Annotated in this window: 20 protein-coding genes; 8 read left to right on the top strand and 12 right to left on the bottom strand. The window is 61.1% G+C overall.

The window, feature by feature from the left end; translation table 11 throughout:
* Positions 1–211 precede the first annotated feature (211 nt).
* The 3 genes from PQU95_RS07185 to PQU95_RS07175 are packed head-to-tail and all read right to left on the bottom strand — an operon-like array spanning position 212 to position 3,119.
* Positions 212–1,222, bottom strand: a complete 1,011-nt coding sequence (locus PQU95_RS07185) for a cytochrome d ubiquinol oxidase subunit II (protein WP_272751351.1) — start codon at positions 1,220–1,222, stop codon at positions 212–214.
* Positions 1,219–2,547 (bottom strand): cytochrome ubiquinol oxidase subunit I, encoded by a 1,329-nt coding sequence (locus tag PQU95_RS07180; RefSeq protein WP_272751350.1) that lies wholly within the window; start codon positions 2,545–2,547, stop codon positions 1,219–1,221. The genes PQU95_RS07185 and PQU95_RS07180 overlap by 4 nt, the downstream gene beginning before the upstream one ends.
* Positions 2,548–2,549: 2 nt before the next feature.
* Positions 2,550–3,119, bottom strand: a complete 570-nt coding sequence (locus PQU95_RS07175; RefSeq protein ID WP_272751349.1) for a GbsR/MarR family transcriptional regulator — start codon at positions 3,117–3,119, stop codon at positions 2,550–2,552.
* A gap of 176 nt (positions 3,120–3,295) precedes the next feature.
* On the opposite strand from PQU95_RS07175, the gene PQU95_RS07170 reads away from it, so the two are divergent.
* The 3 genes from PQU95_RS07170 (at position 3,296) to PQU95_RS07160 (ending at position 8,285) form a co-directional block, all read left to right on the top strand.
* Positions 3,296–5,149 carry a sensor domain-containing diguanylate cyclase gene (locus PQU95_RS07170; RefSeq protein WP_272751348.1) on the top strand — a complete coding sequence of 618 codons (1,854 nt, stop codon included), beginning with the start codon at positions 3,296–3,298 and terminating at the stop codon, positions 5,147–5,149.
* Positions 5,150–5,242: 93 nt separating this feature from the next.
* Positions 5,243–7,786, top strand: a complete 2,544-nt coding sequence (mutS, locus tag PQU95_RS07165; RefSeq protein ID WP_272751346.1) for a DNA mismatch repair protein MutS — start codon at positions 5,243–5,245, stop codon at positions 7,784–7,786.
* 70 nt (positions 7,787–7,856) lie between these two features.
* Positions 7,857–8,285: a hypothetical protein gene (locus tag PQU95_RS07160; protein WP_227302529.1), complete on the top strand. Its 429-nt coding sequence runs from the start codon at positions 7,857–7,859 to the stop codon at positions 8,283–8,285.
* Positions 8,286–8,539: 254 nt separating this feature from the next.
* Here PQU95_RS07160 and PQU95_RS07155 read toward each other — a convergent pair whose 3' ends face one another.
* Positions 8,540–9,214 carry a pseudouridine synthase gene (locus PQU95_RS07155; RefSeq protein WP_272751345.1) on the bottom strand — a complete coding sequence of 225 codons (675 nt, stop codon included), beginning with the start codon at positions 9,212–9,214 and terminating at the stop codon, positions 8,540–8,542.
* Between the two features lie 400 nt (positions 9,215–9,614).
* Here PQU95_RS07155 and PQU95_RS07150 point away from each other — a divergent pair, with 400 nt between their 5' ends.
* On the top strand, positions 9,615–11,852 hold the full coding sequence (locus tag PQU95_RS07150; protein WP_272751343.1) for an NADP-dependent isocitrate dehydrogenase: 2,238 nt from the start codon (positions 9,615–9,617) through the stop codon (positions 11,850–11,852).
* A gap of 155 nt (positions 11,853–12,007) precedes the next feature.
* Here PQU95_RS07150 and PQU95_RS07145 read toward each other — a convergent pair whose 3' ends face one another.
* Complete coding sequence (locus PQU95_RS07145) at positions 12,008–12,895, bottom strand: LysR family transcriptional regulator (protein ID WP_272751342.1); 888 nt, start codon at positions 12,893–12,895, stop codon at positions 12,008–12,010.
* Positions 12,896–12,945: 50 nt separating this feature from the next.
* On the opposite strand from PQU95_RS07145, the gene mdtH reads away from it, so the two are divergent.
* Positions 12,946–14,193 (top strand): multidrug efflux MFS transporter MdtH, encoded by a 1,248-nt coding sequence (mdtH, locus tag PQU95_RS07140; RefSeq protein WP_308446608.1) that lies wholly within the window; start codon positions 12,946–12,948, stop codon positions 14,191–14,193.
* A gap of 81 nt (positions 14,194–14,274) precedes the next feature.
* Here mdtH and PQU95_RS07135 read toward each other — a convergent pair whose 3' ends face one another.
* Positions 14,275–14,478 (bottom strand): cold-shock protein, encoded by a 204-nt coding sequence (locus PQU95_RS07135; protein ID WP_017509885.1) that lies wholly within the window; start codon positions 14,476–14,478, stop codon positions 14,275–14,277.
* A 238-nt stretch (positions 14,479–14,716) separates the two neighbouring features.
* On the opposite strand from PQU95_RS07135, the gene clpS reads away from it, so the two are divergent.
* The gene (gene clpS / locus PQU95_RS07130) at positions 14,717–15,025 is read left to right on the top strand and encodes an ATP-dependent Clp protease adapter ClpS (RefSeq protein ID WP_272751339.1); all 309 of its coding nucleotides are present in this window, start codon (positions 14,717–14,719) and stop codon (positions 15,023–15,025) included.
* Positions 15,025–17,307: an ATP-dependent Clp protease ATP-binding subunit ClpA gene (clpA, locus tag PQU95_RS07125; protein ID WP_272751338.1), complete on the top strand. Its 2,283-nt coding sequence runs from the start codon at positions 15,025–15,027 to the stop codon at positions 17,305–17,307. Before clpS ends, clpA begins: the two co-directional genes overlap by 1 nt.
* A gap of 56 nt (positions 17,308–17,363) precedes the next feature.
* Here clpA and xerD read toward each other — a convergent pair whose 3' ends face one another.
* The 6 genes from xerD to PQU95_RS07095 all read right to left on the bottom strand — a co-directional run bounded on the left by xerD (position 17,364) and on the right by PQU95_RS07095 (position 23,045).
* Entirely contained in the window at positions 17,364–18,257 is an 894-nt protein-coding gene (gene xerD, locus PQU95_RS07120) for a site-specific tyrosine recombinase XerD (protein WP_272751337.1), read from the bottom strand.
* Between the two features lie 84 nt (positions 18,258–18,341).
* The gene (gene rplS / locus PQU95_RS07115) at positions 18,342–18,701 is read right to left on the bottom strand and encodes a 50S ribosomal protein L19 (protein ID WP_017509889.1); all 360 of its coding nucleotides are present in this window, start codon (positions 18,699–18,701) and stop codon (positions 18,342–18,344) included.
* 1 nt (position 18,702) lies between these two features.
* A complete protein-coding gene (gene trmD / locus PQU95_RS07110) occupies positions 18,703–19,473 on the bottom strand; it encodes a tRNA (guanosine(37)-N1)-methyltransferase TrmD (protein ID WP_272751336.1) in 771 nt (256 codons plus the stop codon).
* On the bottom strand, positions 19,473–19,979 hold the full coding sequence (rimM, locus tag PQU95_RS07105; protein ID WP_026108130.1) for a ribosome maturation factor RimM: 507 nt from the start codon (positions 19,977–19,979) through the stop codon (positions 19,473–19,475). Before rimM ends, trmD begins: the two co-directional genes overlap by 1 nt.
* Before the next feature lie 37 nt (positions 19,980–20,016).
* Entirely contained in the window at positions 20,017–20,265 is a 249-nt protein-coding gene (gene rpsP, locus PQU95_RS07100; protein WP_017509892.1) for a 30S ribosomal protein S16, read from the bottom strand.
* A 77-nt stretch (positions 20,266–20,342) separates the two neighbouring features.
* Positions 20,343–23,045, bottom strand: coding sequence for a bifunctional acetate--CoA ligase family protein/GNAT family N-acetyltransferase (locus PQU95_RS07095; RefSeq protein WP_272751335.1), 2,703 nt, complete (start codon positions 23,043–23,045; stop codon positions 20,343–20,345).
* A 244-nt stretch (positions 23,046–23,289) separates the two neighbouring features.
* On the opposite strand from PQU95_RS07095, the gene nadA reads away from it, so the two are divergent.
* Positions 23,290–24,207, top strand: a complete 918-nt coding sequence (gene nadA / locus PQU95_RS07090; protein WP_147686018.1) for a quinolinate synthase NadA — start codon at positions 23,290–23,292, stop codon at positions 24,205–24,207.
* The last annotated feature ends 96 nt before the right edge of the window (positions 24,208–24,303 follow it).

Here is a 24,303-nt window from a genome sequence, read left to right as displayed (position 1 = left end):
TTGCTCCCCCGGCTACCCGGTATTCGATCTGGATGCAGTCATCTTACCCCTGCGCTTTTCATGGGCTTTGACCCAAGTCAAGCGAATCGCTCTATCAAAATGTAACGTATCGTATTAGTGCGCCAGGCAGACAGCACACGATTTAAGTCCATGATAAAAATAAAAAAAGAGCAGGAATAAACCCTGCTCTTTTGATTTGGCGCAATATTTTCTAGCTGTAACTGAGCTTGCCGGCCTTGCCCCAGAACACGCGGTAGGCAAACACCGTATAAGCGATGATGGTGGGCAGCACCACGGCGGCACCGGCCAGAATCACCCACAGCGCTTCCGGGTCGCTAGCGGCCTGCCAGATGTCCAGCTGGCCGATGACTATTTCGGGAAACACGCTATACGCCAGCCCCCAGAACGCCAGCAGCACAATGCCCACGGTGCAGGCAAACGGCAGCCAGCACAGTGCGTCCTGCCCGGCGCGCTGGCGTGCGGCCAACCTGGGCAGGCTGGCGGCCAAGAGGCCGAACAGCGCCACGCTGATCAGCGGCAGCGGCAACAGCAGCAGGAAATCCGGCAGCACAAACCACTTGGCGGCAATGCGACTGCTGGCCAGTGGCGTGGCCACCGACACCAGCAGCACCGCCAGCGCGGTACCGGCCAGCGCCCACTGCGCCCAGCGCGTGGCGCGCTGTTGCAGCTGGCCGCTGCTTTTCATGATCAGCCAGCCGGCGCCCAGCAGCACGTAGGCCGCGGTTAGCCCCAGGCCAGTCAGCAGCGCAAAGCCCCAGGCACCAGCCCCGGGCGCAAAGCCGGTCAGGTAGCGGCCCAGCATCACGCCCTGGCTAAGAGACGCCAGCAGCGAGCCGGCAGCAAACGCCAGGTTCCACGCCGGCTGGTGGTGCGCCTGCGCCTTCACGCGGAAATCAAACGCCACCCCGCGCAGGATCAGCCCTAGCAGCATGATGGCCACCGGCAGGTACAGCTGGCCCAGGATGATGCCGTGCGCCATCGGAAATGCCACCAGCAGCAGCCCCACGCCCAGCACCAGCCAGGTTTCATTGGCGTCCCAGAACGGGCCGATGCTGGCGATCATGGCGTCGCGCTCTTCGTCATTGCCCAGCGGCAGCAGCACGCCCACGCCCAGGTCGTAGCCGTCCAGCACCACGTAGATCAGCATCGACAGCGCCATCAGGCCGGCAAAGATCACCGGCAACCACAGTTCGGCATTCATGGCTGAGCTCCTTCAAGGTTGGCCGCAGGCGCTGCCTTGCGCGCCAGGTAAAACACCACCGACACATAGCTGGCCAGCAGTACTACGTACAGCGCCAGGTACATCAGCAAGGTAGACAGGATCATGCCGCTGCCCACCGTCGACGCGGCGTCGGCAGTACGCAGGATGCCGGTCACCAGCCACGGCTGGCGGCCGATTTCGGTCACGTACCAGCCGGCCACCGTGGCCACCCAGCCAGAGAAGGTCATGGCCACCAGACCACGCTGCAGCCACGGTGCCAGTTGGCCGCGCCGCAGCTGCCACCACGCCAGCCAGCTCACCGCCAGCATCAGCATGCCTACCCCCACCATCACGCGGAAGCTCCAGAACACCTTGGCCACCGGCGGGTGCGCGTTGGGGAACTCGTTCAGGCCGCGAATCTCGCCATCGGGGTGATGGGTAATGATCAGGCTGGCCAGTTTGGGAATGCCGACCTCGAAGCGGTTGCTTTGCGTGGCCTCGTCCGGCAGCGCAAACAGCAACAAGGGCGCGCCGCGCTCGGTGTGCCACACGCCTTCGATGGCGGCCAGCTTGGCCGGCTGGTGGTGGAAGGTGTTCAGGCCGTGCATGTCGCCTACCAGCACCTGCAGCGGAATCAGCAAAGCGGCCAGGCTAACGCCGGTTTTCAGGGTGTGCGCCACCGCGGCGGCGCGGTCGCCGCGCAACCAGCGGTAGGCCGACACCCCGGCCACCAGAAACGCCACCGTCAGGCCGGAGGCCAGCAGCATGTGCGTCAGGCGGTACGGCATGGACGGGTTGAAGATCACCGCCAGCCAGCTTTGCACGTGCACCTTGCCGGCGATCACCTCCACCCCGGCCGGGGTCTGCATCCACGAGTTCAGCACGATGATCCAGAACGCCGACACCGTGGTGCCGAACGCCACCAGAAAGGTGGCCAGCGTATGCACGCGGTTGGACACCTTGGCACGGCCGAACAGCATGATGCCGAGGAAGGTGGCCTCCAGGAAGAACGCGGTCAGCACCTCGTAAGCCAGCAGCGGCCCGGCCACATTGCCCACGTGCTGCATGAAGCCCGGCCAGTTGGTACCGAACTGGAAGCTCATGGTGATGCCGGACACCACGCCCAGCGCAAAGGTCAGCGCAAAGATTTTTACCCAGAAGCCGTAGGCGTCCATCCACGCCTCGTCGCCACTACGGTTAAAGCGCGCCTTGAAGTACAACAGCACCCAGCCCATGGCGATGCTGATGGTGGGGAACAGGATATGAAAGGTGATGTTGGCCGCAAACTGGATGCGGGCCAGGATGACCGGGTCGAGGCTGTCCATGGCTAATCCTCCTTGCCACTGTCACGCCCGGCCAGCCGGCCCAGGCTGTGGGTGAACTGCAGCACCTTGCCCACCTGGCTACCCAGCTTCATCAGCTTTTCCAGCGTTTCCACGTCCATGTCGCGGATGTCGGCAAACCACTTGGTCACCAGCTCGATCAGCTGGTACATCTCGTTCATGCGTGCCTGGGCGTGGCGTTCGGCCTCGCCGGACGGGGTTTCCATGATGGCACCGCGCAGCATGGTCAGCGTGGGCTCGACTTCTCGCTTCTGCCGCTCTTCGGCCAGCGTCTTGAAAATGGCCCACACATCTTCCGGTGTACTGAAGTACTCGCGGCGGTCACCTGGCAAGTGTTGCAATTTGACCAAGCGCCAGGCCTGCAGTTCTTTCAGCGCCATGCTGGTATTAGAGCGCGAACAGCCAATGGCCTCCACGATGTCGTCCGCGTTCAGCGGCCGGTCGGAAACATACAGCAGGGCGTAAATCTGCCCTACGGTACGGTTGATGCCCCAGTGGCTGCCCATCTCGCCAAAGTGCAGCACAAAAGATTGAATCAGGGGTGGCAGGTTCATGCGTGTGGCCTTTCGTATTTTCAGTATTTTCTGAAACTTTGATATGGATCATAGATTCAGAAAATAGGCCTTGTCAACGCACGCTCGCCACAGTAGCCACCATGATGGCAATGTTGCTTTATCAAATGCTTGCAGTTGGACGATACTCATAAGTATCGACACAACGCTTTAGCCTTATGCCCACAGCCCCCTCATTACGCCATGCGCTGCTGGACGACACCGCAGCAGCCCTGGGCAGGGACTACCTGCAACAGCTGGTCAACAGCCTGGCCCGGCACAGCGGTGCACAACTGGTTTTTATCAGCCAGCAGCTTCCGCTACCCGTTCGCCATGTAGCCGTCATGGTGGCAAGCAGTCATCGCCACCCTGGCCGCTACGCGCTGGCAGGCACACCGTGCGAGCAGGTGATCAGCCGGCAGCAGGCCATCGTGCACAGTAGCGGGGTAAACCGGCACTTTGCAGCCGAGCAAGACACAGCCTGGCAGAGCTTTGCCGGTTGGCCACTGCTGGATAAACACGGCCATTGCATGGGGCACCTGGCGCTATTTGACGAGCGGGCGAACTTACTGCCCGATACGCTGCTGCAAGATATCGCCCCCTTCGTTACCCGCGCCGCCGCCGAGCTGCAAAGGCTGGAGCACGAGCGCATCAGCAGCTCGCGCGCCAGCTGGGATGCGCTGCATTCGCATTTTCTGCGCCAGTACATCCAGGGCCAGCCGCTGCCCACGCTGCTGGGTGACGTGGTAGGGCATATCGAACAAGCCTTGCCTGGCTGGCTGTGCTCCATCCTGCAGGTAGACGATACGCAATGCCTGCGCCCGCTGGTGGGGCCATCCCTGCCGCAGGCCTATACCGCATTGATCGATGGCCTGGCCATCGGCCCCATGGTAGGCAGCTGCGGGGCGGCGGCGTGGCACCGCAAACGGCTGGTGGCGGAAGATCTGCAGCAACACCCCAACTGGGCACCCTACCGCGAGCAGGCACGCCAGTTTGCGCTAGGCAGCTGCTGGTCCGAACCCATCATCGACAGCAAGGGCAAAGTACACGGCACCTTTGCCGTCTACCACCACGCCCCCAGTGCCCCCACGCTGGAGGCCATTACCGTGATTGAAGATACCGCCCGCCTGCTGGCGGTACTGATGGAAAACGACGCCAACCGCCAGGCGCTGGATAGCCGTACCCAGTGGTACCAGGCCATCTTGCAGAACGCCGCCGATGCGCTGTCCATCATCGATATGGAAGGCTGCCTGCTGGAGGCCAGTGATTCGCTGTGCAAGCTGCTGGGTTACAGCCAGGCCGAGCTGCGGCAATTGCGGCTGTGGGACCTGGTGGCCCACCGCAGCGAAGCGGAACTGCGCGAGCAATTGCAGTACACCAGCGAACAGGGCGAGACCTTCGACAGCTATAACCGCACCAAAGATGGCGACATCATCGAGGTGGAAGTATGCGTGCGCCGGCTGATGCTGGACGGCCAGCCGGTGATCTGGGGCTCGGCGCGCGATATCAGCCTGCGCAAACAGCAAGAACGCCAGCTGCGCGAGCAAGCCACCATAGACTCGCTCACCGGCCTGTATAACCGCCCCACCCTACTGGGCCAGCTGGACGCGCTGCTGGCCAGCCCATCCCGCCCCGGCCTGGCCTTGCTGATGCTGGACCTGGACCACTTCAAACAGGTAAACGACAGCTACGGCCATGCCTGCGGCGATGCCACCCTGGCCCATATTGCCAGCCAGCTGCGCCAGCTACTGGGCCCGCAAGACTGTGCCGGCCGCCTGGGCGGCGAGGAATTCTGCATACTGCTACCAGGCACCACGCCGCAGGCGGCACAACGCTACAGCCAGCGTTTGCTGGACACCATCGCGCAGCAACCCTTGCAATTTACCGGTCAAACCATCGCCCTCACCGCCTCTATCGGCCTGGCGCTGCTTGAGCCTGGCGACGATAGCCGCAGCCTGCTGGCGCGTGCCGACATGGCGCTGTACCAGGCCAAGCACCAGGGCCGCAACCGCATGGTGATGCTGCCGCCGTGACGCGCTAGCGCGCATCCCGTAAAATAGCTTGCCGCGCCCCGCCAGACGGGGCGTTGCCTATTGCGGCCAACCTTTTTCAGTACGGAACTATCGATGACCACGCCTCAGCACACACCCATGATGCAGCAATACCTGGCCCTCAAGCGGGACCACGCCGACAAGCTGCTGTTTTACCGCATGGGTGATTTCTACGAGCTGTTCTACGATGACGCCGAAAAAGCCGCCCGCCTGCTGGATATTACCCTCACCGCACGCGGTGCCAGCGGTGGCCAGCCGGTCAAGATGGCCGGCATCCCCTACCACGCCGCCGAAGGCTACCTGGCGCGGCTGGTGAAAATGGGCGAGTCGGTGGCCATCGCCGAGCAGATCGGCGACCCGGCCACCAGCAAGGGCCCGGTAGAACGCAAGGTGGTGCGCATCGTCACACCCGGCACGCTGACCGACGCCGCGCTGCTGGACGACAAGCGCGATAACCTGGTGCTGGCCGTGAATATGCACAAGGGCACGCTGGGCCTGGCCTGGCTGTCGCTGGCCAGTGGTGAATTCAAGGTCATGCAAACCAGCGTGGAAGAGCTGCACAGCGAGCTGGAACGCCTGAAGCCGGCCGAGCTGCTACTAGCCGACGACACCGGCCTGGCGGTGTTTGACAGCCTGGGCACCCCCAGAAAAAAACTGCCGCCGTGGCAGTTCGATACCGAATCGTCCACGCTGGCGCTGACCCGTCACTTCGGCACCCGCGACCTGGCCGGCTTTGGCGCCGACACGCTGCCGGTGGCCGTCGGCGCTGCCGGTGCGCTGCTGGAATACGTGAAATCCACCCAGGGCGTAAACCCGGCCCACATTGCCCAGCTATCAGTAGAAGAGCCGGGCGAGCTGATCCGCATGGACGCTGCCACACGCCGCAACCTGGAGCTGACCGAAACCATCCGCGGCGAAGCCTCGCCCACGCTGGCCTCGCTGCTGGACACCTGCGCCACCAGCATGGGTAGCCGCATGCTGCGCCACTGGCTGCATCACCCGATCCGCCGGCACGACAAGCTGCTGCGCCGCCAGCAAGCCGTGCGGGCCCTGTTGGCCGCACACCAGGATATCCACACCCAGCTGCGCGAAGTAGCCGATATCGAACGCATTACCGCCCGTGTGGCGCTGCGCACCGCGCGCCCGCGCGACCTGGCCGCACTGCGCGACTCGCTGCGCGCGCTCTCTGGCGTCAAGGCCATTGCCGCCACGCTGGACGCGCCGCTGCTGGCCGAGCTGGTACAGCTGCTACCGGCCGACTCGCCGGTAGAAAGCCTGCTGGCCACTGCCATCCTGCCGGAACCGGCCACCTTCCTGCGCGATGGCGGCGTAATCAACCACGGCTACCACGCCGACCTGGACGAGCTGCGCGCCATCCAGACCGACTGCGGTGACTTCCTGCTGGCGCTGGAGCTGCGCGAGAAAGAGCGCACCGGCATCAGCACGCTGAAAGTAGAGTTCAACCGCGTACACGGTTTCTACATCGAGGTCTCGAAAGCGCAATCGGACAAGGTGCCGGACGACTACCGCCGCCGCCAGACGCTGAAGAACGCCGAGCGCTACATCACCCCCGAGCTGAAAACCTTCGAAGACAAGGCGCTGTCGGCGCAGGACAAATCGCTGGCACTGGAAAAACAGCTGTACGAGGCGGTACTGGACCAGCTGGCACCCCATATCAGCGAGCTCAAGCTGATGGCGCAAGCCGTGGCCGGCCTGGACGTACTGGCCGCCTTTGCCGAGCGTGCGCAAACCAATCATTACGTGCAACCGCTCTTCGTCAACGAGACACGGCTGGAAATCATCGGCGGCCGCCACCCGGTAGTCGAGGCCGAGGTGGAACGCTTTATCGCCAACGACACCAGGTTGGCCGCAGAGCGCAAGCTATTGCTGATTACCGGCCCGAACATGGGCGGTAAATCCACCTATATGCGGCAGAACGCGCTGATTACCCTGCTGGCGCATATCGGCAGCTTTGTACCGGCCGAGCGCGCCGTGCTGGGCCAGATCGACCGCATCTTCACCCGCATCGGCGCCAGCGACGACCTGGCCGGCGGCCGCTCTACCTTCATGGTGGAAATGACCGAAACCGCCAACATCCTGAACAACGCCACCGACAAGTCGCTGGTGCTGATGGACGAGGTTGGCCGCGGTACGTCTACCTTTGACGGCCTGGCGCTGGCGTGGGCCATCGCCCGCGCGCTGATCGAAAAAAGCCGCGCCTACACGCTGTTTGCCACGCATTACTTCGAGCTCACCAGCCTGGCTGGCGAGTACAACAGCGTGGCCAACGTGCACCTGTCGGCGGTGGAGCACAAAGACCGCATCGTCTTCCTGCACCACGTAGAAGACGGCCCGGCCAGCCAGAGCTACGGCCTGGCGGTAGCACAGCTGGCTGGCGTGCCGCCGAAGGTGATCCGCGAAGCCCGCCGCTACCTGACCGAGCTGGAAAACGAGTCGGCCGCCCGCGCGCAGCCCGACCTGTTCAGCACGCCGGTGGTGATCCAGCACGAGCCGGAACCGCACCCGGCAGTAGAATTACTGGCTGATACCGACGTGGACGATCTCACACCACGCCAGGCGCTGGAGCTGCTGTACACCCTGAAAAAGATGACGAAATAAACCCAAGTAATCCGCACAATGTTTCCTACAATGGATTTAATACCATCTAAGACAAGGAGATATAAGCACTATGTATGCAGAAGGTACTGCCGTCTCGTCTGCCCTGGCTCGTCTGTTTGGTTCGGCTAATGGTGGCGAGGCGCTGCCGCTATCCGGCATCCGCGAGCGCGCCAGCAAGGAGCTGTCGCAGTTTGCCAGCCTGGTGCGTAGCGAGCTGGCGCCGCTAGGCATCGCCATCCCGCCCGCCATCAGTTTTGTCAGCTGTAACCATTGCGCGCTGACACTGGAAAACGAGCACCCGCAGCGGGAGGCCATTCTGGGCTGGCTGGAAGGTAACGACCGCATCGCCAAGTACTTCAAAGAAGTAGAAGTACTGTTCGAGCTGGTACGCGCAGCGGAAAACGCTGGCGATGTGTTCCCCGAAGACAGTTGCTTCCACGTAGGGCTGACCAGTGCCGGGCCCGTAGCCTACTTTGATAGCCATCGCTGTGGCGAGTAAACCCGCAGCGTAGCCACCTGTTTTGCACGCAGCCCCTTCCACCCGGTGGAAGGGGCTTTGTCTTGCCCGGGTGGCTTGGCTAGCCGCTGCCACGGCATTCGGGCAACGCTGGCACAAGCGCATCCGACCGGACACCGCTTAGCGTCTTCGATAAAGCCACCACCAGCACGCTACGGCTTGTACTACCGGCAGTGCCGGCCTGCCGCAGGGCATACAGCGCTTAGCGTTCGTCTTGGCAGTGCGGGGACAATGACTTATTTTTTGGCAAAGCGAAAACGCGGCACCGCCCGTGCTGCTGCCGGGGCTGCAGGCTCTTGCCGGCCACCCTGGCGCGCGGGTGCCCTGGCAGCCGGTTTCGCCAGCCCCGTTCGCGGCAGGTCAGCCAGCGACACGGTAAGGGTGCGCATCTCGCCAGGTTGCAGGCCATCCAGCTGCCACGGCCCCACGGCCACCCGTACCAGGCGCAAGGTAGGCAGGCCTACTTTGGCCGTCATGCGCCGCACCTGGCGGTTCTTGCCTTCGCTAATGATGATTTCCAGCCAGCCGTCAGGCACGGTCTTGCGAAAGCGCACCGGCGGCTTGCGCTCCCACAGCGCAGGCGGCTCCGGCAGCTGGCGCACCTGTGCTGGCTGGGTCACAAAATCGCCCAGGTCTACGCCGTCGCGCAACGCCTGCAGCTGGGCCTCGCTAACCCGGCCTTCTACCTGTACCCAGTAGGTCTTGGGCTGCTTCCAGCGCGGGTCGCTGATACGGTGCTGCAGCTCGCCATCACCGGTCAGTAGCAGCAGACCTTCGCTGTCGGTATCCAGGCGGCCAGCCGGGTACACCCCGGGCAGCGCGATATGGTCTTTCAGCGTGGGGTGCAGCTCGTGCTGTGAAAACTGGCAAATCACGCCATAAGGCTTATTGAACAGAATGAGTTGGGACATGAGGCCGCCGAGCGTAAACAAGATATGCGCCGGATGATACCAAGCGTAGCCGCTAGCAGCCACGCCGCGCCAAAGGCGCTGGTGCCGCATGACGGCAGGAACGTCCTGCCGGACCTGCACCATGCGGCCAACGTCATTCAGATTCGAACAAGCGTTTACATTCAAACCCGCAGCAAAGTTCGGATACGCTACAATCAGAGCCAGCAATGAGAGGTATAATTCACTTTTGAAAAGTCACCCGAAAGCCTGCATACCGCCTGGCGCCTGTCTTCCCCTGACAAATCGCCGGTATAAAGCGGCTTTCCCATACCTTTCACTTGCACAGGCGGGATGCTGCCCCGTGCCAAAGCTGCCCCGCGCAATCGTTCTGGCGTCAAAAAATAATCATGGAGATAGAGTAATGCCTTCGGAACAGCCGACCATCATCTACACCCTGACCGACGAAGCTCCAGCGCTGGCTACCAGCGCCTTCCTGCCGGTCGTACGTACCTTTACCGGCGCAGCCGGCATCAACGTGGAAACTGCCGACATTTCGGTAGCCGCCCGCGTTCTGGCCGAGTTCCCGGCAAACCTGACCGACGAGCAGAAAGCACCCGACACCCTGGCCGAGCTGGGCAAACTGACCCAGGACCCGGACACCAACATCATCAAGCTGCCAAACATCAGCGCCTCGGTATCGCAGCTGATCGCTTGCATCAAAGAATTGCAAGCCAAGGGCTACGCCATCCCCGACTACCCGGAAAACCCGGTTACCGACGAAGAAAAGGCTATCAAGGCCCGCTACGCCAAGTGCCTGGGCTCCGCCGTGAACCCGGTGTTGCGCGAAGGCAACTCCGACCGCCGCGCCCCGCTGGCAGTGAAAAACTACGCCAAGAAGCACCCGCACAGCATGGGCGAATGGAAACAGGCGTCGCAGACCCACGTTTCCCACATGCACCACGGTGACTTCTACCACGGCGAAAAGTCCATCACCCTGGACCGCGCCCGTGACGTGAAAATGGAGCTGGTGACCCACAGCGGCGAAACCATCGTGCTCAAGCCGAAGGTATCCCTGCTGGACGGCGAGATCATCGACTCCATGTTCATGAGCAAAAAAGCGCTGTGCGAATTCTACGAGCGCGAAATGGAAGACTGCCGCGAAGCCGGCATCCTGTTCTCGCTGCACGTAAAAGCCACCATGATGAAGGTGTCCCACCCCATCGTGTTCGGCCACTGCGTAAAGATCTACTACAAAGACGCGTTCGAAAAACACGGCAAGCTGTTTGAAGAGCTGGGCGTGAACGTGAACAACGGCATGGCCACGCTGTACGAAAAAATCGCCACGCTGCCAGCCTCCAAGCGCGAAGAAATCGTGCGCGACCTGCACGCCTGCCAGGAACACCGCCCGCGTCTGGCCATGGTGGACTCCGCCAAAGGCATTACCAACTTCCACTCGCCAAACGACGTGATCGTGGATGCCTCCATGCCCGCCATGATCCGTAACGGCGGCAAAATGTGGGGGGCCGACGGCAAGCCGGCCGACTGCAAGGCCGTGATGCCGGAATCCACCTTTGCCCGCATTTACCAGGAGATGATCAACTTCTGCAAATGGCACGGCAACTTCGACCCGCGCACCATGGGTACCGTACCAAACGTGGGCCTGATGGCACAGAAAGCGGAAGAGTACGGCTCGCACGACAAGACCTTCGAAATCGCGCACGATGGCGTGGCCAACATCGTTGACCTGGCTACCGGCGAAGTACTGCTGTCGCAAAACGTGGAGCAAGGCGATATCTGGCGCATGTGCCAGGTAAAAGACGCGCCGATCCGCGACTGGGTAAAACTGGCCGTGACCCGCGCCCGTAACTCCGGCATGCCGGCAGTATTCTGGCTGGACCCGTACCGCCCACACGAAAACGAACTGATCAAGAAGGTACAAAAATACCTGAAGGATTACGACACCAGCGGTCTGGAAATCCACATCATGTCCCAGGTCCGCGCCATGCGCTTTACCCTGGAGCGTGTTGCCCGTGGCCTGGATACCATCTCGGTGACCGGCAACATCCTGCGCGACTACCTGACCGACCTGTTCCCTATCATGGAACTGGGCACCAGCGCCAAGATGCTGTCCATCGTGCCGCTGATGGCCGGTGGTGGCATGTACGAAACCGGTGCCGGCGGTTCGGCCCCGAAACACGTACAACAGCTGCTGGAAGAAAACCACCTGCGCTGGGATAGCCTGGGCGAGTTCCTGGCGCTGGCCGTGAGCCTGGAAGAGCTGGGCATCAAGACCGGTAACACCAAGGCCAAAATCCTGGCCAAAACCCTGGACCAAGCCACCGGCAAGCTGCTGGACAACGACAAGTCGCCGTCGCGCCGCACCGGTGAGCTGGACAACCGTGGTAGCCAGTTCTACCTGGCCATGTACTGGGCGCAAGCGTTGGCCGCACAAAGCGACGACGCCGAGCTGCAGGCCCACTTTGCCCCGGTCGCCGCCGCCTTTGCCGCGCAGGAACAGCAGATCATCGACGAGCTGAAAGCCGTACAGGGCAAACCCGCCGATATTGGTGGCTACTACCTGCCGGACGCAGAAAAAACCCGCGCCGTGATGTGCCCAAGCGCCACGCTGAACCAGATTCTGGCCAACGCCCGCGTATAAGCCTGTCGTTATACACCGCACCAGGGCTAGCCTTGGTGCGTGGACCAAACCCCCTGCTTGCCATGCAAGCAGGGGGTTTTTCATTGATAGCCAGCGGGCAGATCAGGCACAGTATGGCCGGTATGCGCGACTGCCTGCGGCCAACGTTGGCCGCATCAGGCCCAGTCCGGTGCCATCGCCCGTACCGTGTCCAGCACCTGCTGCTTGGGTGCGTCGCGGCGCTTGCCGGCGCGCCACGCCATCATCACCTCCCACTGCCATAATGGCAGGTCGCGGATGGCCAGCTTCACCAGCCGGCCTTCGCGCAGGTCGCGCTTCACCGCCACCTCGGGCATGAAGGTCAGAAAACCATGTTCCATGGCCAGCTCGCGCGCAGCGCTGGCCGGCTGGATGGCGTGCAAAGGGCCACTGGCGGTGCGGTGCTGACGCAGCATGGCCAACAGGGTATCGCAGGCATCCCCCCAGTACTGCGGCGCCAGCCGCGCGTTGGCCACCTCGGCCAGCGTCAGCTCGCCAGCTTGCGCCAGCGGGTGGCGCTTGTGCACCACCGGTACGATGGGCGAGCACCAGATGCGCTCCATCTGGATACCGGCCATTGGCGGGCACTTCAGCACGAAGCCCACCTGCACCCCGTCGGTAAGCAGCCGCTCCATGATGGCCGGCGAGTGGTCGGTACTGCAGCGGATCTCGAATGGCGCCTCGGCCAGCGCCACCAGCACCGGGCCAAACACCACCGATGCCAGCGATGGCAGGCAGGCCAGCGTCAGGCGCGGCAGCGCCGGTACGCCCTGCACCGCGCGGCGGCCATCGTCCAGAATCGCTAGCGCCTGCCGCGCCGCCGGCAGATAAGCCTCGCACGCCGGTGTGGGCACCGCACCGCGGCGGTGGCGGCGGAACAGCTGCGCCCCCACATTGGTTTCCAGCACTGCCACGCGCTGGCTCACCTGCGGCTGCGACCAGCCGCGCCGTGCTGCCGCCTGGCTAAAGCTGCCGCAGTCCACGATATCGATCAGCAAAGCCAGGTCATCCAGCGAAATAGCCATAATAAAAAGCCATATAAAATATTAGCAGTTAACGGCTTCTATGATAGCTGATGCCACATGACAATGAAGACCACTTCACACAGGGGCAAATCATGGCTTCGGCAGAACAGGCGCGGCGCCTGGGCAGGCGTTTCATCATGCTCGACAACGTCTTGGTGGTATTCGGCTTTTTCAGCGTGTTTCCGCTGATCAGCATCCACTTTGTCGACCAGCTGGGCTGGGCTGCCGCCGCCGTCGGGCTGGCGCTGGCCATCCGCCAGCTAATGCAACAGGGGCTGGGCTTGCTGGGCGGTTCGCTGGCCGACCGCTACGGTGCCAAACCGCTGATTGTGGGCGGCATGCTGCTGCGCGCGGCCGGCTTTGCCGCCATGGCCATGGCAGAGACACCGGCCACTCTGGTGTTCTCCTGCATTCTGTCCGGCCTGGGCGGCATGCTGTTCGACCCGCCCCGTGCGGCCCTGATCATCAAACTGACCCGCCAGCACGAGCGTAACCACTTTTATACGCTACTGATGATGTGGGAGAGCGCTGCGGCGGTAAGCGGCGCCATGCTGGGCTCCTGGCTGCTGCATTTCGACTTCTGGTGGGTAGGCATGGGCGGCTGTGCGGTGTTCGTGCTGGCGGCTGCGGCCAACCTGTGGCTGCTACCCGCGTACCGCGTGGCCAGCGGCAAGGCATCGCCATTAGCCTCGGTACGCATTGTGCTGGCAGACAAGCGTTATATGCGGCTGGTGCTGACCCTCAGCGGCTACTACGTGCTGGGCGTGCAGATCATGCTGCTGGTACCCATCGTGCTCAAACAGATGGCCGGTACACCGCAAGTGGTAGGCTGGCTGTACGCCATGGAAACCACGCTGTCGCTCACCCTGCTCTACCCGCTGGCCAAGCTGGGCGAACGCCACTTCAGCCTGGCACAACGCATGTTGCTGGGTATCGCGGTGATGACGCTCAGCCTGCTGCTGATGGCACTAGCGCAGAACCTTTGGCTAGCCATGCCGCTACTCGCGCTGTTCTATACCGGCAGCCTGATCACCGAGCCGGCACGCGAGGCGCTACTGGCCAGCTACGCGCAAAGCGAAGCACGCGCCAGCTACAGCGGCACCAGCCGCCTGGGGCTGGCACTGGGTGGGGCCACGGGCTACCTGGGCGGCGGCTGGCTGCTGGATATCTCGCGCAGCCTGGCCATGCCAGCCTTGCCCTGGCTGATACTCGCCGCCATCGGCAGCCTGACCTTTCTGGCACTCTATCGCCAGCTGCTGCACACCGGTGCCACACCGGCTCTGGCCCAGCCTGCCTGACAGCAGACGCAAAAAAACCGCATCGGCTTGATGCGGTTTTTGTCAGCAGCGTTCCCGCTACATCCGTCAGCTAGCGCAGGCTTAGGCTTTCTGGATGTTGGAGGCTTGCTTGCCTTTCGGGCCTTGAACGACGTCAAAGCTTACACGCTGGCCTTCGGTCAGCGATTTGAAACCTTGCATATTGATCGCGGAGAAGTGCGCGAACAGGTCATCACCGCCTTCGTCCGGAGTGATGAAGCCGAAGCCTTTAGCGTCGTTGAACCACTTAACAATACCAGTTGCCATGTGTAACTATCCTTAGCATGCATAAAGTAAACAGGGTGGTGAGCCCTGACAGTCCAAGCTTACACACGCTGCAGCAGGTAACGGTTTACACACAGCCAGCGATGCAAAGCCAAGCACCGTCTGTATTTCTACGCCTAGCGTGTGACAACGTCAAGACAAGCCGGTAAAAGTTAAGGGGCTTGAAAAAGCTGCCATACGAACCAAAATTGAAATAAGCGCGAATTCGCAGAAGGTTCCCATGTCTACGCAGCACAAGGATGATGTCTCTACCGTGGCCCGAAAGGCCGAGGTAAAACCCCCACCGATGTATAAAGTATTGTTATTGAACGACGATTTCACCCCGATGGATTTTGTTGTTGAGGTACTGCAGCATTTTTTTCACATGAATGCGGAAAAAGCCACAATCGTGATGCTGCAGGTCCACAATGAAGGTAAGGGTCTTTGTGGCATTTATACCAAAGACATCGCTGCCACCAAGGTAGAACAAGTTTCGCAGCACGCACAAACGCACCAGCATCCACTGCAGTGTGTCATGGAGGAAAACTGATGATTGCCCAAGAACTGGAAGTCAGCCTGCACATGGCCTTTATGGATGCACGCCGCAAACGGCACGAATTCATCAGCGTGGAGCACCTGCTCCTGGCGATGACTGACAACCCGTCTGCCGCCGAAGTCCTCCGCGCCTGCGGCGCCAACATCGACCAGCTGAAAAAGCAGCTGGGGGACTTTATCGACGAACACACCCCCACCGTGCCTGGCGAAGCCGAGGTGGAAACCCAGCCCACGCTGGGGTTCCAGCGCGTGATCCAGCGCGCCATCCTGCACGTACAGTCGTCCGGTAAAAAAGAAGTTACCGGCGCCAATATTCTGGTGGCCATCTTTGGCGAGAAAGACTCGCACGCCGTGTACTACCTGCATCAGCAAGGTATTTCGCGCCTGGATGTGGTGAACTTCATCTCGCACGGCATCACCAAACAGAACGCCAAACCGGCCGCCAGCCCGGAGCCACACCACGATGCCTCTGGCGAGGGTGAAGGGGAAGATAGCGGCAACGCAGCAGGCGGCGCGCTGGAAAGCTACACGCAGAACCTGAACCAGCAGGCGCGCGATGGCAAGATCGACCCACTGATCGGCCGCGAGCACGAGGTCGAGCGCGTGATCCAGATCTTGTGCCGCCGCCGCAAGAACAACCCGCTGCTGGTAGGTGAAGCCGGTGTGGGTAAGACCGCCATTGCCGAAGGCCTGGCCCGCCGTATCGTGGCCGGTGATGTGCCGGATGTGCTGGCCAAAGCCACGGTGTATTCGCTGGATATGGGTGCCCTGCTGGCGGGCACCAAATACCGTGGCGATTTCGAGCAGCGCCTGAAGCAGGTGATCAAGCAGCTGGCCGAAGACAGCCACGCCGTGTTGTTTATCGACGAGATCCACACGCTGATCGGTGCCGGAGCAGCTTCGGGCGGCACGCTGGACGCGTCCAACCTGCTGAAACCCGCCCTGTCCAATGGCAGCCTGCGCTGCATTGGTGCCACCACCTATAGCGAATACCGTGGCATTTTCGAAAAAGATAGCGCCCTGTCGCGCCGCTTCCAGAAAATCGATGTACCAGAGCCATCGGTAGAGCAGACCATCGAAATCCTGAAAGGGCTGAAAAGCCGCTTCGAGGCCCACCATGGCGTGAAATACACCCTGGCTGCGCTATCGACGGCGGCAGAGCTGTCGGCGCGTTACATCAATGACCGCCACCTGCCGGATAAAGCCATCGACGTGATCGACGAGGCCGGTGCGGCGCAAAAGATCCTGCCCAAGTCCAAGCAGAAGAAAGTGATCAACAAAGGCGAGATCGAAGAGATCATCGCCAAGATCGCCCGTATTCCAGCCAAGACCATCAGCAGCGACGACCGCAACGTGCTGAAAAACCTGGATCGCGACCTGAAAAACGTGGTGTTTGGCCAAGACAAGGCCATCGAAGCGTTGGCCGCAGCCATCAAGATGTCGCGTTCCGGGCTGGGCAACCCGCAAAAGCCGATCGGTTCTTTCCTGTTCTCCGGCCCCACCGGCGTGGGCAAAACCGAGGTGGCCAAGCAACTGGCCTATTTCCTGGGCGTGGAGCTGCTGCGCTTTGATATGTCCGAGTACATGGAACGCCACGCGGTCAGCCGCCTGATTGGCGCGCCACCGGGCTATGTCGGCTTCGAACAGGGCGGCCTGCTGACCGAACAGGTCACCAAGCACCCTTACGCGGTACTGCTACTGGACGAAATCGAAAAAGCGCACCCGGACATCTTCAATGTGCTGCTGCAGGTGATGGACCACGGTACGCTGACCGATAACAACGGCCGCAAGGCAGACTTCCGCAATGTGGTGATCATCATGACCACCAATGCGGGTGCCGAGTCGCTGTCCAAATCCAGCATCGGCTTTACCAACAGCAAGCAGGCCGGGGACGAAATGGGCGATATCAAGCGCCTGTTCAGCCCCGAGTTCCGCAACCGTCTGGATGCCATCATCCCGTTCGGCATGCTGAACGAGGAGATCATTCTGCAGGTGGTGGACAAGTTCCTGATGCAGCTGGAACAGCAGCTATCGGACAAGAAAGTGGAAATCCACTTCAGCGACAGCCTGCGCAAGTTCCTGGCGAAGAAGGGCTTCGACCCGCTGATGGGCGCCCGCCCGATGGCGCGCCTGATTCAGGACACCATCCGCAAGGCGCTGGCCGACGAGCTGCTGTTTGGCCGCCTGGCCGGCGGTGGCGAGGTGACGGTGAATCTGGACCAGGACGACAAAGTGGAACTGGTATTTGCCGAAAGCCCGGCAGAAGCCACGGCATAAGCGCCATGGCCTCCGACAGCCCCGGTTAACCACCGGGGCTTTTTTTGCGGCCAACCTTAGCCGCGCGGGTGGTGCGCCGCGTGCAGCGCCTTCAGGCGCTCGCGGGCCACGTGTGTGTAGATCTGCGTGGTAGACAGGCTGGCGTGCCCCAGCAGCAGCTGTACCACGCGCAGGTCGGCGCCGTGGTTGACCAGATGGGTGGCAAAGGCATGGCGCAGCGTGTGTGGGCTGAGCGGCGGCGCACCGGCTTGCTTGCCGTAGCGGGTGATCAGGTGCCAGGCCATTTGCCGGGTCATGGCCTGTTTGCGGTTGCTGACGAATACGTCTTCGCTACGCGCTGCCCCCAGGATGAGCGGCCGGCTTTCTGCCAGATAACGGCGCAGCCAGTGCTCTGCTACCTGCCCCAGCGGCACCAGGCGTTCCTTATTGCCTTTGCCCACAATGCGCACATAGCCTTCGCCCAGATACAGCTGGCCCAGCGTCAGGCCTACCAGCTCGCTGACACGCAGGCCGGTGGCGTACAGGGTTTCGATCAGGGCACGGTCGCGCAGCCCCAGTGGCGTATCGGTATCGGGTGCGGCCAACAAGCCGTCCACATGCGCTTCCGACAGCGTACCCGGCAGGCGCAGACCCAGCCTGGGCGCTTGCAGGCGGGCCGACGGGTCGTCTTCGCGCAGCTTCTGCTGGCACAGGTAATGATAAAAGCGCCGCGCAGCCGACAGGCGCCGCGCGCGGGTAGCCGGCTTGTCGGTATCGATCAGGCCCAGCATCACCTGCTCCAGCGCCGGCGTGTCTGCTGTGTCCAGGGTATGGCCAAATGGCTGCAAGGCGGCCTCCAGCCGCAACAGGTCGCGGCGGTACGCCGCCAGGGTATTGGCCGACAGGTTGTCGGCCAGCCAGAGTGTGTCGAGAAAGGCGTCGAGGTAAAGCGATTTTGCTGCCTGTTGCATAGATGCGGCCAACCTGGTTGCCAATGAAAAAAGCGCCAGCCGAGGCTGACGCTTTCAGGGTACGACAAGTTAAACCCGATGGGCTTACTTGCGAACCAGCTTTTCCTTGATACGTGCGGATTTGCCGGTACGACCACGCAGGTAGTACAGCTTGGCACGACGCACAGCACCGCGACGCTTCACTTCGATGGAAGCTACCAGCGGGGAGAAAGTCTGGAAAGTACGCTCAACGCCTTCGCCGGAAGAGATCTTGCGCACGATGAAGGAGCTGTTCAGACCGCGGTTACGAATGGCGATAACAACGCCTTCGTAAGCCTGCAGACGCTCGCGGTTACCCTCTTTTACTTTTACCTGAACGATAACGGTATCGCCCGGTGCAAATTCAGGGATGGTTTTACCCAGACGGGCGATTTCTTCCTGTTCCAGTTTCTGGATCAGATCCATGTTACTGCTCCTTGTTTTTGAGGAGATCTTGTTCCTGCTGGTACTCTGCCAGCAGCCGAGATTCCTGTTTGGATAAAGTGCGGTTTTTCAGCAAATCCGGGCGACGCTCGAAAGTGCGGCCCAGCGACTGCTTCAAACGCCACTTGGCGATCATGGCATGGTTGCCGGACATCAGGACATCCGGTACGCGCACACCACGATATTCTTCAGGGCGGGTGTAATGCGGGCAGTCCAGCAAGCCATCCACAAACGAATCTTCGTAGGCAGACTGGGCGTCGTTTAACACCCCAGGCAACAGACGCACGATGGCGTCCATCAGGACCATCGCCGGCAGCTCGCCACCGGACAACACATAATCACCTACCGAAATTTCTTCATCGACTTCACGATCGATCAGGCGCTCGTCCACCCCTTCATAACGGCCGCACAGCAAAATCAGGCCAGGCATACTAGCCAGTTTGCTGACTTTTTCGTGCGTCAGGGGGGCACCCTGCGGCGACAGATAAACCACGTGTGATTTATCAACACCGGCAGCGGCCTGTCGTGCGCGCGCTGCTGCAATCGCTTTTTCCAGCGGTTCAACCAACATCACCATGCCGGGGCCGCCACCATAAGTGCGGTCGTCTACGGTGCGATGGTTGTCACTGGTGAAGTCGCGTGGATTCCACGCTGAAAACTGCCAGATCGATTGTTCAATTGCCCGCCGGCTTACGCCAAAGCGGGTAATTGCGTCAAACATCTCGGGAAACAGCGTAATCGCATCAAGCTGCATTAATAATCCAGACCCCAGTCCACGGTAATCCGTTTTGCGGCCAGATCTACATCGACAATGTAATCGGACACAAAAGGTATCAGCCGCTCATCCGTATCACCACGGACAACCAGGACGTCATTGGCGCCGGTTTCCATCAGCTCGGCAACTTTGCCCAGCACGATGTCTTCCTTGTTCACCACGTCAAGGCCGATCAAATCAATCCAGTAATACTCATCATCTGCCGCTGCCGGCAGCTGATCGCGGGCGATGGCAATTTGCATGCCACGCATCCCTGCGGCGATTTCCCGGTCGTCAACGCCATCAAATTTGACAACCAGACCCTTAGGCTGGGCGGAGCCATCCGTAAAGGTATAGGGTTTCCATTCGCCGTCTTTTTTCAACCACCATTGCGGGTAGTCGAAAAGACTGTCGGCGTATTGGGTATCCGCCTGGACTTTCACCCAGCCACGAACGCCAAAGGCGCCGCGGACAAACCCCATTACAACTAGATCAGCGTCACGCATGCGCCTTGCTTCCGTACTGTAGACTGATCAAAACTGATCAGGCAGCCTTCGGCTGGTCTTTCAGCAGCTTGGCTACGGAGTCGGTCACTTGCGCGCCAACGCCGATCCAGTAGTTAACGCGGTCCATGGCCAGACGAACGCGCTCTTGCTTGTCGTTAGCGACAGCATTGTAGAAACCCAGACGCTCGATGAAGCGGCCATCGCGACGGTTGCGGGAGTCGGTAACAACGATGTTGTAGAACGGACGGTTCTTGGAGCCGCCACGTGCGAGACGAATTACTACCATTGTCGATTGTCCTTAAATATACGGAATCGTAGAAAAGCCCCCGATTCTATGGCATTTTTCCCTTACGCTGCAAGTGCTTATTGGCTGTTTTGCACAGGAAGCGCTTGCAGCAGGTCTTTGGTGACGATAGTCAGGGCCCGGTCCTCCGGGTGGACCTGCACCACAAAGCCTAGGCGGGACATGAGTTTAAGCATGCCTTTGTTGCCCGCCAGCACCTCGCCCACCATCACTTTCAGGCCCTGTTCACGTGCTGCATCAAACAGCGCATTCATCAGGATGACGCCAATACCTTTGCCCTGCCAGTGGTCTGCCACCTCCAGTGCGAACTCGCAGCTTTCGTTATCCGGGTCGGTCACGTAGCGGGCTACCGCCAGCTGCTCCTCGCCTTCGGCAGTTTCGTGCGTCATGGCCAGCGCCATTTCTCGGTCGTAATCCAGCTGGGTAAAGCGTACCAGCATGGTTTGCGATAGCTGCTTGATACTGGACATGTAACGGTTATAGCGGCTTTCTTCCGACAGGTTACGCACAAATTCCTGCGTCATGTAAGCGTCTTCGGGGCGTACCGGGCGGATATTAACCGGGGTACCGTCCTTCAGCATCGAGCAGTGCACCATGTGCATGGGGTAAGGCATGATGGCCATGTGGCCATACGGCTTGGTGCGCTTGACTGTCTGCACGATGATGCGGGCGTCCAGGGCAATGACGCCGGATTCGTCGGCCACCAGCGGGTTGATATCCATCTCGCGCACTTCGGGCAGCTCGCACACCAGCTCGGACACGTGCAGCAACACGCTCTTGAGCGTATCGATATCCACGCCCGGCATGTTCTTGAACGGCCCCAGAATCTTGCCGATGCGGGTTTTGTCTATCATGCGCTCGACCAGATAGTGGTTCACCGGCGGCAGGCTCAGTGCCCTGTCCTGCATGATCTCTACCGCAATGCCGCCAGCACCGAAGGTAATCACCGGGCCAAACGACGCATCGTGCGTTACCCCTACCATCAGCTCGCGCGCGTGGCGGCGTTTGCGCATGGCTTGTACCGACACACCTTCGATGCGCGCATCCGGCTGCGCCTCACGCGTGCGGGTCATGATGCCGGCAAAGGCCTCGCGCAAGGAGTGCTCGTTACTGATGTTCAGCTCTACACCGCCCACGTCAGACTTGTAGATGATGTCCGGCGAATCGATCTTCAGCACCACGGGGTAGCCGATCTCTGCGGCCAACCCTATGGCCTCCTCTACATCCTTGGCGAGCGTCGTGCGGTTTACCGGAATATTGAACGCGGCCAGCACCTCTTTGCTTTCACGCTCGGACAACACCGAGCGCCCCTCCAGCAAGGCAGTAGTAATGACGGCACGGGCTTTCAGCACGTCGGGCACCACCTGCTCGCCTTCCAGCGGTGCGGGGGTTTGCAGCAACATTTTCTGGTTATGGTGGTAGGACGCCAGGTTGCGGAATACCTCGATGGCGAACTCGGGCGCGCGAAAATGCGCGCACTTGGCCTTGGAAAACAGCTCGCGGCTTTCCGATACCTTGGCGTCGCCCAGCCACGACAGGAACATCGGTTTGCTGCTCTCGCGCTGCAGCCCCACCATCAGCTGGGCCGTAGTCAGGTGGTCGGTGCCCGCTTGCGGGGTAAAAATCACCAGCACGCCGTCCACGTTCGGGTCGTCCAGACAGGCTTTGACGGCGGTACGGAAGCGCACCGGGCTGGCATCGCCAATGATGTCCACCGGGTTGCCGTGCGACCAGTTAACCGGCAGCGACTCATCCAGCAGCTCCAGCGTGGCCGGCGCCAGCTTGGCCAGCTCCACGCCGTACATATAGGCACTGTCTGCGGCCAGCACGCCGGGGCCGATACCGTTGGTGACGATGGCCAGGCGCTTGCCGGCCACCCTGTAGTTGGCCGCCAGCACCTTGGCTGCGGTAAACAGCTGGGCAATGGTGGCCACGCGCAGCACACCGGCTCGCGATAGCGCGGCGTCGAACACGTCGCCGCTTTCCACCAGGTTGGACGAGTGCATCAGGCCGGTAACGTCGTCTTCGTAGCGGCCGGACTTCACCACCACCACCGGTTTGGTTCGCGCGGCCGCACGCAGGGCACTCATGAAGCGGCGGGCGTCGTGCACGTGGTGTACGTGCAGCAAAATACCCTGGGTAAAGTTGTCAGACACCAGGTAGTCCAGAATCTCGCCAAACTCCACATCCAGCGCCTCGCCTACCGATACCACGCTGGAAAAACCGATGCCCTTGCTATCCGCCCAGTCCAGCATGGCGGTACACAGCGCCGAGGACTGCGACACCAGCGCCAGGTTACCGGCCTTCACCTTACTGGTGTAGTTGCTGGCATTGAAGCCGGCCACCGGCCGCATCAGGCCCAGCACATTCGGCCCCAGGATGCGGATGCCGTAGTGCTTGGCTATCGATACCGCCTCGTTCAGCGCCTCGCGTTCTTGCGCTTCGCTATCGCCAAAATCCTTGGCCAGCAAGATGCCTTTCACGCCCTTCTTGCCGCAGTCTTTCACGATGCCAGGCAAGCTGCGCAGCGCGGTGGTCACTACCACCATATCCACCGGGCCTTCGATCAGCTTGACCGAGGTATACGCCGGTATGCCGCCCACCACACGGTGGTGCAGGTTCACGGGGTAAAGCTTGCCCTGGAAATTGCCGGCCAGCAGATTGGCAAAAATCGCCTGCCCCACCGAGCCTGGCGTATCGCTGGCACCCACCACGGCCACATTGCGTGGTGAAAACAAAGGTGTGAGGTAATGCGGTTTCATGGTTTATCCATCCTGATGGTTTGACGGCATCTTGCCGCAGCAGGCAAGGCCTTGCCATAGCGGTATTCCCGCGTGCTGCCTGGTACACGCGTAGTATTGACAGTTGCATCAAGCGTATCAAGCCAGTAGCGCGGCTTGCACAATATTGCTAATCTTCGCGGTTTCGCGGTGCAGCTATGTTGTGCCGCATCAAACGATTACCCAGATCCGGAAAAGGCCAGTCCCTCACGGGAGAACCGTCATCATGAGCAAACGCGTCGTTACCCTTGCACACTACTATACCCAGCCAGAAATCCAGCAGATGGCCGACAAGGTCGGCGATAGCCTGGAGCTGTCGCTGTTTGCCCGGGAATCCAAGGCTGACATCATCGTGTTTGCCGGTGTCCGCTTCATGGCCGAAACCGCCAAAATCCTGAACCCGCAGGCCGAAGTGATTCTGCCGGATGCCGGCTCCACCTGCTCGCTGGTGACACAAACCGACGTTGCCGCACTGCAACAGTGGCGCGAAAGCCACCCGGACCACGTGCACGTGTCGTACATCAACTCGTCTGCCGCGCACAAGGCGCTGTCCGACTGGATCGTTACCAGCCGCAACGTGGACGACATCATTGCGCATCTGTATGAAGAAGGTAAGAAAGTCATCTTCTCGCCAGACCGCAATATGGGCGCCTACCTGAACTACCAGTACGGCTACGACATGCCGCTGTGGTCTGCCGTGTGCGAAGTGCACGACAAATTCAACGAAGCCGCGCTGAACGAAGCCCTCACCGCCACCCATGGCAAAGCCCACCTGATTGCCCACCCGGAAAGCCCGCTGCCGGTGCTCAAACGCGCCCAGTACGTTGGTTCCACCTCCGGCATGCTCAACTGGGTGAAAGCCTTCCAGGGCAGCAGCAGCGAAGTGATCTTTGTCGCCACCGAAGACGGCATCCTGTACAACATGCGCCTGGCGCGCCCGGACCTGGACATCCGCCAGGCACCGATTTACGCCGGCTGCCAGTGCAACTCCTGTCCGTACATGAAGATGAACACCATCGACGCGGTAAAGCGCGCCCAGCAAGGCGAAGGCACCCGCATCGACTACCTCTCCGAGGCGGAAATGGACGCAGCGCGCCTGCCGATAGAACGCATGCTGGACTTCAGCCAGCGCTACTACCAGTAAGCCTGTGCAAAACCACACAGCCCGCCCGATGCGGGCTGTTTTTGTTTATGCAACGGGCACGGCGGTTTGCGCCATGCCGATACGCGGATACAATCA

Source organism: Vogesella aquatica (genome assembly GCF_028548455.1).
In the GTDB taxonomy this organism is placed as follows: Bacteria; Pseudomonadota; Gammaproteobacteria; order Burkholderiales; family Chromobacteriaceae; genus Vogesella; species Vogesella aquatica.
Note: the sequence above shows the minus strand (reverse complement) of the source record. Positions and strands in the feature narration are given on the sequence as shown.